Source organism: Trichococcus pasteurii (genome assembly GCF_900112935.1).
Classification (GTDB): domain Bacteria; phylum Bacillota; class Bacilli; order Lactobacillales; family Aerococcaceae; genus Trichococcus; species Trichococcus pasteurii.
This window is the reverse complement of the sequence record NZ_FONM01000015.1, coordinates 1-12,317: the sequence shown is the minus strand read 5'-3', so window position 1 is coordinate 12,317 and position 12,317 is coordinate 1. Positions and strand designations below refer to the sequence as shown.

Below are 12,317 nucleotides of genomic sequence, written 5' to 3'. Positions count from 1 at the left end.
AAAAACAAAAACGGAGGAAATCAATCATGAAAAAGAAAAACGTATTATTCTCAGGTGTTGCAGCACTTACCCTATTTTTAGCAGCTTGCGGAAGCAGCGACTCGAACACGGACTCAGCAGCAGACACGGCCGCTTCAGAAGCTGAAGCAGTGAAGGTCGGCGTAGTCAGCGAAGTCGAAGTTGAAGTCTGGGAAGATGTAGCCAGCCGTTTGGAAGCTAAAGGTATCGAATTGGAAATCGTCCAGTTCAGCGACTACGTGCAACCTAACGTCGCCTTGGAAAATGGCGATATCGACCTGAATGCCTTCCAGCACGTGGCTTATCTTGAAGATTTCAATGCCAACAACGAGTCAGATCTGACTCCGATCGGTTTCACTTATGTTTCTCCACTTGGCTTGTATTCCGAAACAGTGACGGACTATGCTGACATCGCTGATGGAGCGAAAATCGCCATCCCTAACGACGTGACCAACGGCGGACGCGCACTCTTGCTGTTGCAAGCAATCGGCCTGATCAAAGTCGACGAAGCGAAAGGAACAACACCGACAGTCAGCGACATCACTGAAAATCCTAAAAACATCAGCTTTGAAGAATTGGATGCTTCCCAAATTCCCCGTTCCCTTCCGGATGTGGACGCAGCGATCATCAACACAAACTACGCTACCGATTCCGGCCTGAATCCTAAAGAAGACGCGCTCTTCTTGGATACTGACAACATCGCAAGCGTTGCGGACGTCTACAAAAACATCGTAGCTGCACGTTCTGAAGATGTCGACAACGAAACCTACAAGCAAGTCGTTGCGGAATACCAAACATCCGAAACAGCAGCACTTCTGGACGATGTAACAGAAGGCAATGACGTACCCGCTTGGGAACAGTAAGACCCATTCACTTGTTTACAAAAATCACGTTTGCAGACGTGATGTAAAAATAAAAAAAAACAATCGGAGGAATTACATTATGAAAAAGAGTAAATTATTTGGTGGCCTAGTCCTTACAGCTTCATTATTCCTGGCAGCATGCGGAAACGGCGGAACAACCGCTGATTCATCCGCTTCAGAGTCAAGCAGCACAGTTGCAGCAGAACCAACTACAGTCAAAATCGGTCTGGTCAGCGAATCCGCAGTCGAAATCTGGGAAGCCGTCGCAGAGCGTCTGGAAGACGAGAACATCGATCTTGAAATCGTCAAATTCACTGACTACAACCAACCGAACATCGCGTTGGATAACGGCGAGCTCGACTTGAACGCCTTCCAGCACGTAGCCTTCCTGGAAAACTACAACGCAAACAACGACGCAGACTTGACACCAATCGGATTCACTTTTGTGTCTCCACTGGGGATCTACTCTGACAAATATGCAGATTACAGCGAAATTCAAGACGGCGACACGATTGCTATCCCGAATGACGTAACCAACGGCGGACGCGCTTTGCTGCTGTTGCAAGCCATTGATTTGATCACTTTGGACAACGCAACCGGCACAACACCAACCGTAAACGACATCATCGAAAATCCTAAGAACCTGAACATCGAAGAATTGGATGCCGCTCAATTGCCGCGTTCGCTTGAAGATGCAGGCGCTGCAGTAATCAACACCAACTTTGCCGTCGATGCTGGACTTGTACCGACTGAAGATGCCCTTTACCTGGATACAGACAACATCCAGGAAGTCTTGGACATCTACAAAAACGTTGTAGCTGCCCGTGCAGAGGACGTTGACAATGAAGTCTACAAAAAAGTTGTAGCGGCATACCAAACAGAAGAAACAAAAGCTTTGATCGCAGAAACAACTGCTAACACAGATATCCCTGCTTGGGACTAAGCGAACCCCTTTCTTCTTCAGCCTGAAACCATACTAAATTTACGAGTAGCATCAAGCCGGTGCGTTTCTTTCGCGCCGCTCTTGATGCTATCTTTATATACAAAGGAGCCCTTTATTGATGAAAAATAAGACATTTTTAGCAACCTTGACCCTTTCAGCCAGCCTTTTCCTTGCCGCTTGCGGCAACGCAGCCTCCGATTCCGCCAGCGACTCCTCCACTGCGGACGTGACTGAGCCCGTCAAAGTAACGCTGGGCGTCGTCGGCGAAGTCAACGAGCCCTGGGATTACGTCATCGAAGAGCTGAAAGAAAAAGAGAACATCGAAGTCGAACTAGTCAAATTCACCGATTACACGACTCCTAACAATGCTTTGGCCGAAGGTGAAATCGACCTGAGTTCGTTCCAGACAGAGATCTTCATGGACAACTACAACAGAGATCATGGAACGGAATTGACGACCATCGGCTATACAGTAATGGCTCCCTTAGGACTTTATTCCGAAAAAATCACAAGCATCAACGAACTGAAGGATGGCGACACGATCGCCATCCCGAACGATGTCTCCAACGAAGGACGCGCTTTGATCCTGCTGCAGACAGCTGGCCTGATCAAGCTTGACACTGCGGCCGGTTTGGTCCCGACAACCGAAGATGTCGTCGAAAACAGATTGAACCTGCAGTTCCAGACACTTGAATCCAATCAGACTGCCCGCGCTTTGCAGGACGTGACCGCTTCTGTCATCAACAGCGGCATGGCCGTGGATGCCGGCTTCATCCCGAGTGAAGATGCCGTCTTCCTTGAACCGGTTACGGAAGACTCAAAACCTTATTACAACGTCATTGCGGCACTCTCCGAAGATGTCGACAACGAAGTCTTCCAAACGATCGTAGCTTACTATCAATCCGAAGGAACGGCCAAAGTCATCGAAGAATCTTCAAAAGGCTCGCAGTTCCCGGTTTGGGACGAAGCAAAATAATATAGATAATCAAACCATCACTAGGGGCTTGGGCCATTTGCCCAAAGCCCCTTTCCTATAAAGATTCAAGGAGGAATCATCCATGACAATCAACCAACAACAGATCCACCAAGAAGTTACCGATATCTACGACTACATCATCGCCCTGCGCCGCCATTTCCACCGTCATCCGGAGCCGAGCCTGAAGGAATTCGAAACGATCCAACGCATCAAGGAAGAGGTCGAAGAAATCGGCGTGCCTTACATAAATGTCGGGGAGACCGGCATCTTGGCCACCTTGGAGGGCGGAAAAGGATCAGGCAAGACCATTCTGCTGCGTGCCGATATCGATGCGTTGCCTTTGCCGGATGAGACCGGTAAACCCTACGCTTCCGTCAATCCCGGTTTCAACCATGCTTGTGGCCACGACGGGCATACCGCTTCCTTGTTGGGCGCGCTGAAAATACTGAAGGAACATCAGGATGAATTTGCCGGGACGATCCAGTTCGCCTTCCAACCAGCAGAAGAAATCGGCGCCGGGGCGCGCCAATTCGTGCGTGGCGGCTATATCGACGGCATCGACCATGTGTTCGGCATCCATCTGCAATCCGGCACGCAAGTCGGCAAAATCGTCGCGACACCGGGACCTTCCAATGCGTCTTGCGATATCTTCAAGATCAAAGTTTTCGGTAAGAGCGGACACGTCTCGCGTCCGGATCTGGGGCGCGACGCTTTGGTCAGCGCAGCCGCCATCGTTACGGAACTGCAGACCATCGTTGCCAGGGAAGTCCGTCCTACCGACGAAGTCGTTGTCGGCATAGGAGTGTTGCGTGCCGGAACGAACTACAACATCATCGCCAACGAAGCCGAAATCGAAGGGACCGTGCGTACCTTCAGTCATGAAGTACGCGCACAAGTTCTGGATGCCGTGGAAAGGATCGCCAAGAACGTTTCGGATGCGCACCGCACAACCATCGAATTCTCCAACTACGATGCCGCGGCACCGCTGATCAACGACATCCAGGCAGCCAACCATGCCATCAGAGTCGCCTCGGACATCGTCGGCATCGAGAACGTCATCACCGACAGCCCGAAAAGCATGGGCGCCGACGATTTCGCCGATTACTTGGCGGTCGCACCCGGAGTCTACTGCTTCATCGGCACGCAAAGCAGCGAAGAGACAGCCTACGGACATCATCACGAGAAATTCGACATCGATGAAAAAGGTTTGGCAATCGCGACGGAACTGCATATTTCTTATGCACTGTCATACTTGAAAGAGCCTTTCTAATGCAAGAAAAGCTGAACGGGTTCGTTCAGCCCTGAAAGAAATTTAGGAAATCTGTCCGACTGAGCATCGAAGAGCGCAATAGGACAGATTTATCTAATTTCCGAAGGGCTAACCCGTGAAGCTGGACATCATTTTAGGTGCATGAAACATTTTGCAAACTTGTGAAACACCTACGGTGATGCACTTTTCACTCTGGAAAATTTTATAAATTCCTATATGTCAAAAAAAATGCGCCGTTCCTTGGGACTTCCCAAAAGAGCGACGCATTTTTATATATTTCGGAAAATCTTGTCAGAACTGAATCGTGCCTTCCGCGTTGTAGAATTCGCGCCAATCGACGAAACCGGCATCCAGTCCGCGGAGCAGCACTTCGGCTGTGCCGATATTGGTGGCCAACGGGATTTCATAAACATCGCTCAGACGGATCAAAGCGGTTACATCCGGTTCATGAGGCATAGCGGCCAACGGATCCCTCAGAAAGATGACCACATCCATCTCGTTTTGCGAAATCATGGCTCCGATCTGCTGATCCCCGCCGAGTGGACCTGACTTGAAGCGGTGCACATCCAGACCGGTTGCTTCCATGATACGGGTTCCGGTCGTTCCTGTCGCGAACAATTCGTGTTCTTGCAGAATTGCTTTATAGGCGGTACATAACTGGATCATCAAATCTTTTTTACGGTCATGCGCAATTAATGCTACTTTCATCTGATTTCCTCCCTACCATTTTATAAGAACAGTATATCATTTCATGTGTTTTATGGTCGAACCGGTCGCAATATTTTTCTTTTTATTGCTAAAACAACCAAAATAAAGTAGGATTTCTTCATATTTTCTTCACAATTCAGGACTATTATACAGATAGGCCAATCACAACAATCTTTTTACTCTTCTTTACTCCTCCAAAGTAAAGAACAACTCCTTTATGCCACTGCTCTTATGAGCGGTGGTTTTTTTGTTCATTATGCGTAGGCGGGATGTGTATATGAATGATAATTGGCATCCAGGGCGCCTCAACTCCGGTGAGCGGTTGGTCCACCGGAGCTGATGTAGCGATCTAGCTTCGATTTACGATGAAGGCCGCCTCACCGTAGTTAGTCGGTTTAGTCCTCCATCCATCTCCGGTGATCCCTCGCTTGGCCGGAGTTGGCGAGCCCTATGAAGGATCCTTACAAGCAGACCACATTACCGAACAGCAAAAAAGCTCAGCGGGATATCGCGCGATCCCGCTGAGCTTTTTCATGCATAAAATTTAAGCTAATTCTTCCCCGTTGGAAGCAATGACCTGCTTGTACCAGTCGAAGGAGTCCTTCTTGCTTCTCTCCAGTGTTCCGTTGCCTTCGTTGTCGCGGTCGACATAGATGAAGCCGTAGCGTTTCTTCATTTCGCCGGTCGTGAAGGATACGCAGTCGATGCAGCCCCATGGCGTGTAGCCCATCAGATCGACGCCGTCCTCTTCGACAGCTTTTTTCATCTCTTCGATATGCGATCTCAGGTAGTCAACGCGGTAAGGGTCATGACAGCTGCCATCCTCTTCCTTGACATCGATGGCGCCAAAACCATTTTCGACGATGAACAATGGTTTTTCATAGCGCTCATAGAACTGGTTCAAGGCGTAACGCAACCCTTCCGGATCGATTGCCCAGCCCCAGTCGGACTCCTTGATGAACGGATTCTTCACGGAGTGTGCACTGGAACCGTCCAAAGCTTTCGATACATCTTTATTTACGGTCGAATCGACGCAATTGCTCATGTAGTAAGAGAAGCCGATGTAGTCGACTGTGCCTTCCGCCAAAGCTTTTTTGTCTGCTTCGGTGATGTCCAGGTTGAAGCCTTTGCGTTCAAACATCTTCAGAGCGTAGGCCGGATAGTGGCCGCGGCATTGCACATCGCAGAAGAACCAGCGGTCGTGCATCATCTGGTTCGACAACACCATATCCGCCGGACGGCAGGAATACGGATAGATTGGCACCATCGCGATCATGTTCCCGATCTGGAAATCCGGGTTGATCTCTTTGCCGATTTTGACTGCCAATGCGCTAGCGACCAATTCATAGTGTCCGCATTGGTACATCGCTTCTTCCGGATTCGGATAGTCGCCGAAATGCGCACCTGAGTTGGTCCAGCCGAAGATGTCGTTCTTGTAGTTCATTTGGTTGTTGATTTCATTGAAGGTCATCCAATATTTCACTTTGTCTTTGTAGCGCTTGAAGCAGACCTCCGCGAAATTGACGAAGAAATCGATCGTCTTGCGGTTCATGAAACCGCCGTATTCCTTAGCCAAGTGGTATGGCATCTCAAAGTGGGAAAGTGTGATGACCGGTTCGATCCCGTATTTCAACAATTCATCGAAAACATCATCGTAGAACTGCAGCCCTTCTTCATTCGGTTCCGCTTCATCCCCGTTCGGGAAAATGCGCGACCAGGCGATCGACGTGCGGAAACATTTGAAGCCCATCTCGGCGAACAAAGCGATATCCTCTTTGTAGCGGCCATAGAAGTCAATGCCGACGTGGTTCGGGTAATAATTGCCTTCGACTACACCATCCGTGATGACGCGGGGAACACCATGTGCTCCGGCTGTCATGACGTCCGCCACGCTCAAGCCTTTGGAAGTGTTCAGAACCCCTCCTTCAAACTGATGGGCTGCCAAGGCGCCGCCCCATAAAAAGTCTTTATCCAATGCCATAATGATCTCTCCTCTTATTTATATTTGATTTTATAAGCCAAGATAATGGATGCCAGTACAAAGGTGATGCCGTTCGCTGCAATGATGGCATAATCCTGGATATTCCATCCGTGGATCAACCATAAAAACACACCGACCACAAACATGGAGTACATACCCAACGAAATGCCGGAAGTGTCCTTTGTTTTGATGATCTGCCACGCTTGCGGAACGAAGGACAATGTAGTCAAAATGGCTGCGATGAATCCTATCATTTTTTATTCCCCCTACCGATATGGATGTGCGACTAAAATGACCAACGAGGCGGTAACATTCTTTTACAACTCGAATTATAATGGATAGAAAAACATAATCAATAATTTCCGGATACTCCGTAACAACGTTTACAAATTTCCCATTTTTTTGCTCCGGATTATCAAATAACATTCGCAAATATGATAGGATAATAGTGAGGTTCAGAAGAAACACGTTAGGGGGATGCGGATGCTCATCAGAGAACGGCTGGAGAATTTTGATTTCTCGAACAGCGAACAAAAGATAGTGACCTACATATTGGAGAAAAAAGCGGCCATCCAGGAAATGACCACCAAAGAGATTGCCGAAGCAACATATACATCCCCTTCCACATTGGTAAGGATTGCCCATAAGATGAACTTCAGCGGTTGGAGCGATTTGAAGGTGGCCTTCTTGAAAGAAGAATATTTGCAGAAACATTTCAGTGAAATAAACGCCAATCTGCCTTTTCAACGTAATGATACCATCATGTCGATTGCAAGTAAAATTGCTGCCTTGGAAAAGGAATCCATCGATGATACCTTGTCGCTGATCACCCATGACGACCTTCAGAATGCCGTCCAGATCATCCGGAAGTCTTCCTATACCAGTCTTTTTGCAGTCAGCAACAACCTGTTGATCACACAGGAATTCCAACACAACATGTCGCGGATCAAAAAACGGGTCGAAATCTGTTCATTGCAGGGCGAAACGATCTTCAAGGCGCACCTGGCGGATCCGTCCTCCTGCGCGATCATCGTTTCCTATTCCGGGGAAACTTCGATATTGAACGAAACGATCCAATATTTGAAAGCGAACAAGATCCCCATCATCGCCATCACCAACATCGGGGACAACACGACGGCGCGGATGGCGGATTGCGTCCTCAGGATTTCCACAAGGGAGAAGCTCTATTCAAAAATCGCTACCTTCTCCACCGACAGCGCCATCGTGTACCTGCTGGATGTGCTCTATTCCTGCATCTTCGCGCTCGATTACGATGCCAACCTGCAGCTGCGGATCAGCACTTCCAAGATGATCGAAGCTGGCCGATCCTCAACGGTGGATATCATCAAGGAAGAGGACCACGCTTCTAGATGATAAAATATCAATTGTGTCCGTAAAAACAGCAAAAATAAGTTAGATTTTCTTCACGCTTTTTTCACACGTGGGGCCTATTATAAAGACAAGCCAATTAAACAATCTTTTTACTCTTTTTCACTTCTTTACTCCTCCCATGTAAAGTGCACGCGCAAAAAACCATCGCCCCAACCCGGCGATGTTTTTTTGTGTGCTGGTCAGCCCAGCTTCTTCGTCATGATGAAATCGGTCTGTTCATCTTCGCCCATAAAGAACGAATGCGAGCCGGTACGGACGAAGCCCATTTTTTCATAAAAAGCGATGGCATTCACATTGTGTTCCCAGACGCCCAGCCAAATCAGTTGCTTGCCCTGCGCGCGGGCGATTTCAATCGCTTTATCGATCAGATATTTCCCGAGCCCTCTGCGCTTGAAGGCCGGTCGGATATAGATCCGCTCCACTTCCAATGAATCGGCACCCATCTCTTCCGTCAAGGCTGCATCGACATTGAACTTCATATAGCCCGCAAGTTCCTCTCCGTCATACAGAAAATAGAAGGTCGAACCTGCAGTCGAAAGCTCCTCCTTCAGCTTTTCCGGATCATAGGCCTTATCCAGGTAAGCCTGCAGGTCTTCCGGCGTGTTGTGGGCCGCGAAAGTGTCCGTGAACGTTTCGATGCCGATTGCTTGAAGATCCGCCAAATCTTCGCTTCCGCATTTTTTCAGTGTGATTGCCATATATGATGCACTCCTTATCTTTGCTTCAGTAGTTTCGTTTGTTACCTTTTTTCACGTATTCCCAGTCGCCTTCGACGTTTTTTCGGACCGTTTGGAGCAGTCCGCTGAGAACCGTCGCTTCCTCTTCCGATAATCCCTGCAGCGCCACCCGTTCCGAGTGCTCATTTTCCCTGCTGATGTTCGGGGAGATCGCTTTGCCTTTTTCCGTCGGGAAGATCCGTTTGATTTTTCTGTTAGCGGCATCGGCTCTCTTCTCGATGAACCCGTTCGCTTCCAGTTTTTTGATGGCGCGCGAAGCCGTCGTGCGGTCAACTTTGATCATTTCCGCCAACTTTTCCTGGATGATGCCCGGATTTTCGCAGATCCGGATGAGATACAAGTACTGCCCTCTCGTCAGGTCGTATTCCTTGAACTCGATGTTCGCGATCGAATCCAAAGCCCTGGCTATCATGCCGATTTCGCGGAGAATTTCCGCCATACAACTCACCTGCCTTCTTCAGGAAATTTAGATTAATCATAACAGTTTTTTGTTGCATTTGCAATAAAAAGACCTAAAGAAATAGAGAGGTCGCGCTCCAGATGTCGGATATTCCCAAGTTATCCGACAATGCGCGGCACGTTCTCTCTCAACTTGTCGGATATTCCAATGCATCCGACAATTATGATCATATTTGCTCTCTGTTTGTCGGATTCTTCCAGTTTATCCGACAATGCTCGCTGGCCCAGCGGATAACATGGTGCCTCGGATGAAACTGGCACAAAAAAAAGAGCTGGAACAAAAGTCCCAACCCTACTCTTTCAACATCCCATCATAATGATCTACTTTGCTTTTCATTTGCGCCAAGGTTTCCTGCAGTCCGAGGATCCTCTCTTCCAGCAGGTCGCACTCGTCGACCCACAGATCCCGCCTGGCCGGAACGGTATGGAAGCCTCCGCCACACAGACGCACATAATCGATCAACGGTTCGATCGACACCCCCGCAGATCGCACCTCCATCATGAAATCCAGCCACTTCAGATCTTCATCCGAATACTCCCGGATGCCGCCTTTGATCCGTTTCACGGGAGGAATCAGCCCGATCCTTTCATAATAACGCAAACCATCAAGCGAAATATTCTTCTCTTTGCTGACTTGAGCGATTTTCATCTTTATCCCCTGCGCTTTCAGCTTTCTTCCGGAGCGACTTCATTCAGGCAATTCAGCGCCGTTAACGTCCGCGGATACCCGATGAACGGCAACAATACTGTGATCGTATCCAACAACTTTTGCTTGTCATTGCCAACGCGGAGGTTGTTGCGGATATGCCCCTTCATTTGCGGCTCAGCCCCGCCCATCGAAGCCAGCATGGTAAAGATCAGCAGTTCCCGTTCCTGGATCGATAACCCGCTGCGCGTAAAGAAATCGCCAAAACAGTTATCCGCCAAAAAAGTGGCAAAATGCTTCTGGTTCTGCGGCATCGTGTCCAACATTTTATCCACAGTGTTCCCCGCAGCTTCGCGGACAATTTCCAATCCCTTCTCAAAACGGTTTTCGACAGTCGTTGTGGATTGGCCCTCCAACGGCAGCGTAATCCCTCTTTCCTCCAACACTTCATTTGCCGCATGCAGGAAATCGAACACTTTCCCCAAGCCGGCATAAGGGACGGCCTGATAGACGATCTCCTTCAGCTCTATCGGCGTGACGGCTACATTCAAAGAACCCTTCGCCATCGCTTTGAACTCGTTCACGCATTGCATGGCGATCAAAGCAGCCAACAGCACTTTCTGCCTTTCCTTCACATCCAAACTGGTGCATTGCAGCACTTCATCAAACGCGAAATTATCAAAAACTTCAATAAATTCCGGATCCTTTTCAGCCAATATCGACACGTGCCCGGGAAACAGTTCATCATGGTTCTTTTTGGCAGTTTCGCTCATTTTCATCTTCCATTCCTCCTATTTCATATTTTTGTTACCCCCAGTTTAAATCCTGAAGTGGACTCCAAGTCAACCGTTACAGCAGCTATTGAATAATATTTTTTTATTCGGCATAAAACACTTGTCTTGGAGTTTACTCCAACACTTACACTAGGGTTATAATAAAAATAAAACATTTGGAGGCGCTATCATGGAATATGTAAAATTAGGGAATACCGGTATGGAAGTCTCAAAACTCTGTCTGGGTTGCATGGGCTTCGGGGAAACGGAACGCGGTCGGGAAAAATGGTCGATAGGTGAAGCGGAAAGCCGCGAAGTCATCAAAAAAGCTTTGGACTCCGGAATCAATTTCTTCGATACTGCAAACTTGTACTCAGCTGGATCCAGCGAAGAGATCGTAGGCAAGGCTTTGAAGGATTTCGCCAACCGCGATGAAATCGTCTTGGCTTCCAAATTATATTTCCCGATGTTCGACGGACCGAATGCGAAAGGCTTGTCCCGCAAAAGCATCTTTTCGGAAATCGATCACTCTTTAAAAAGATTGCAGACCGATTATCTGGATTTGTACATCATCCACCGCTGGGATTACGGCACACCTATCGAAGAGACGATGGAAGCACTGCACGATTTGGTGAAAATGGGGAAAGTGCGTTATATCGGAGCCTCTTCCATGCATGCTTGGCAATTTGCCAAAGCCCAATTCATCGCCGAGAAGAACGGCTGGACGAAATTTATTTCCATGCAGAACCTGTACAATCTTCTCTACCGGGAAGAAGAACGCGAAATGATCCCTTTACTGCAGGACCAAAAAGTGGCGATGACGCCTTGGAGCCCGTTGGCGGGAGGAAGATTGACGAGGGATATCGGCGCCGTCACAGCCCGTGCCAGCCAAGCCGTGGAGGCAAATCTGCCTGCATACATTGTGGCATCCGACAATGAAATCATTTCACGGGTCCATAAATTGGCCGACGAACGCGGCATCACCCGCGGACAAGTCGCGACTGCCTGGATGCTGAGCAAAGATTACGTCACCGCCCCACTGATAGGAGCGACAAAAGTGAAATATCTGGATGATGCCCTAGGCGCATTCGAGGTCGCATTGAGTGCCGAAGAGATCAAATATCTCGAAGAAGCCTACGTTCCAAGGAATATCACGGGGTACAGATAGGAACGATGAGAGTCTGCGGATGGATGGCTCAAGATAGCTTAGGCGGGGGAGCCCCCTCACCTCCGATGAGGAGTGATTCGCCGGAGGTACGGAAACAATCCGGACACTCAGTTCCGGTTAATGGGCGCTCTCCGGAACTGAGTGGAGTAAGCGACATCTGAACTTCGGCGAACCCTAGCTTCATCGGAGTTCAGATGTCCAGTGGTGCAGAGCAACCTTGCCGCACATCAGCAACGCCAAAAAAACAAGCCCAGAAGGATGGAAACCATCTCTCTGGGCTTGTTTTTGTGTGATACCGGCGGCCGGGGTCGAACCGGCACGCCCTCGCGGGCACTGGATTTTGAGTCCAGCGCGTCTGCCAATTCCGCCACGCCGGCATGATA

At 48.8% G+C, this 12,317-nt stretch carries 13 protein-coding genes and 1 tRNA gene; 6 read left to right on the top strand and 8 right to left on the bottom strand.

What is annotated here, in order from left to right; translation table 11 throughout:
- The first annotated feature begins 26 nt into the window (after positions 1 to 26).
- The 4 genes from BM184_RS11625 (at position 27) to BM184_RS11610 (ending at position 4,070) form a co-directional block, all read left to right on the top strand.
- Entirely contained in the window at positions 27 to 881 is an 855-nt protein-coding gene (locus tag BM184_RS11625) for a MetQ/NlpA family ABC transporter substrate-binding protein (protein WP_086943753.1), read from the top strand.
- Between the two features lie 79 nt (positions 882 to 960).
- On the top strand, positions 961 to 1,824 hold the full coding sequence (locus BM184_RS11620) for a MetQ/NlpA family ABC transporter substrate-binding protein (protein ID WP_086943752.1): 864 nt from the start codon (positions 961 to 963) through the stop codon (positions 1,822 to 1,824).
- 118 nt (positions 1,825 to 1,942) lie between these two features.
- The gene (locus tag BM184_RS11615; protein ID WP_086943751.1) at positions 1,943 to 2,800 is read left to right on the top strand and encodes a MetQ/NlpA family ABC transporter substrate-binding protein; all 858 of its coding nucleotides are present in this window, start codon (positions 1,943 to 1,945) and stop codon (positions 2,798 to 2,800) included.
- 82 nt (positions 2,801 to 2,882) lie between these two features.
- Positions 2,883 to 4,070 (top strand): amidohydrolase, encoded by a 1,188-nt coding sequence (locus tag BM184_RS11610; protein WP_086943750.1) that lies wholly within the window; start codon positions 2,883 to 2,885, stop codon positions 4,068 to 4,070.
- A gap of 291 nt (positions 4,071 to 4,361) precedes the next feature.
- Here the strand turns inward: BM184_RS11610 and BM184_RS11605 are convergent, their stop codons facing one another.
- The 3 genes from BM184_RS11605 to BM184_RS11595 form a co-directional block, all read right to left on the bottom strand.
- Positions 4,362 to 4,778 carry a methylglyoxal synthase gene (locus BM184_RS11605; RefSeq protein ID WP_068562318.1) on the bottom strand — a complete coding sequence of 139 codons (417 nt, stop codon included), beginning with the start codon at positions 4,776 to 4,778 and terminating at the stop codon, positions 4,362 to 4,364.
- Between the two features lie 544 nt (positions 4,779 to 5,322).
- Positions 5,323 to 6,759, bottom strand: a complete 1,437-nt coding sequence (locus BM184_RS11600; RefSeq protein WP_086943749.1) for a 6-phospho-beta-glucosidase — start codon at positions 6,757 to 6,759, stop codon at positions 5,323 to 5,325.
- Between the two features lie 14 nt (positions 6,760 to 6,773).
- Positions 6,774 to 7,013, bottom strand: coding sequence for a SemiSWEET transporter (locus BM184_RS11595; protein WP_086943748.1), 240 nt, complete (start codon positions 7,011 to 7,013; stop codon positions 6,774 to 6,776).
- A 229-nt stretch (positions 7,014 to 7,242) separates the two neighbouring features.
- Between BM184_RS11595 and BM184_RS11590 the strand changes: the two genes are divergently transcribed.
- A complete protein-coding gene (locus tag BM184_RS11590; RefSeq protein ID WP_086943747.1) occupies positions 7,243 to 8,133 on the top strand; it encodes a MurR/RpiR family transcriptional regulator in 891 nt (296 codons plus the stop codon).
- Positions 8,134 to 8,330: 197 nt separating this feature from the next.
- On the opposite strand, the gene BM184_RS11585 is transcribed toward BM184_RS11590, so the two are convergent.
- The 4 genes from BM184_RS11585 to BM184_RS11570 all read right to left on the bottom strand — a co-directional run bounded on the left by BM184_RS11585 (position 8,331) and on the right by BM184_RS11570 (position 10,772).
- Entirely contained in the window at positions 8,331 to 8,849 is a 519-nt protein-coding gene (locus BM184_RS11585; protein ID WP_086943746.1) for a GNAT family N-acetyltransferase, read from the bottom strand.
- Between the two features lie 25 nt (positions 8,850 to 8,874).
- Entirely contained in the window at positions 8,875 to 9,327 is a 453-nt protein-coding gene (locus BM184_RS11580) for a MarR family winged helix-turn-helix transcriptional regulator (protein ID WP_086943745.1), read from the bottom strand.
- A gap of 312 nt (positions 9,328 to 9,639) precedes the next feature.
- Positions 9,640 to 9,996 (bottom strand): MerR family transcriptional regulator, encoded by a 357-nt coding sequence (locus BM184_RS11575; RefSeq protein WP_086943744.1) that lies wholly within the window; start codon positions 9,994 to 9,996, stop codon positions 9,640 to 9,642.
- 17 nt (positions 9,997 to 10,013) lie between these two features.
- Positions 10,014 to 10,772, bottom strand: coding sequence for a carboxymuconolactone decarboxylase family protein (locus BM184_RS11570; protein ID WP_086943743.1), 759 nt, complete (start codon positions 10,770 to 10,772; stop codon positions 10,014 to 10,016).
- 184 nt (positions 10,773 to 10,956) lie between these two features.
- Between BM184_RS11570 and BM184_RS11565 the strand changes: the two genes are divergently transcribed.
- Complete coding sequence (locus tag BM184_RS11565; RefSeq protein WP_086943742.1) at positions 10,957 to 11,934, top strand: aldo/keto reductase; 978 nt, start codon at positions 10,957 to 10,959, stop codon at positions 11,932 to 11,934.
- 293 nt (positions 11,935 to 12,227) lie between these two features.
- Here BM184_RS11565 and BM184_RS11560 read toward each other — a convergent pair.
- Positions 12,228 to 12,311 (bottom strand) — tRNA-Leu (locus tag BM184_RS11560).
- Positions 12,312 to 12,317: the final 6 nt, after the last annotated feature.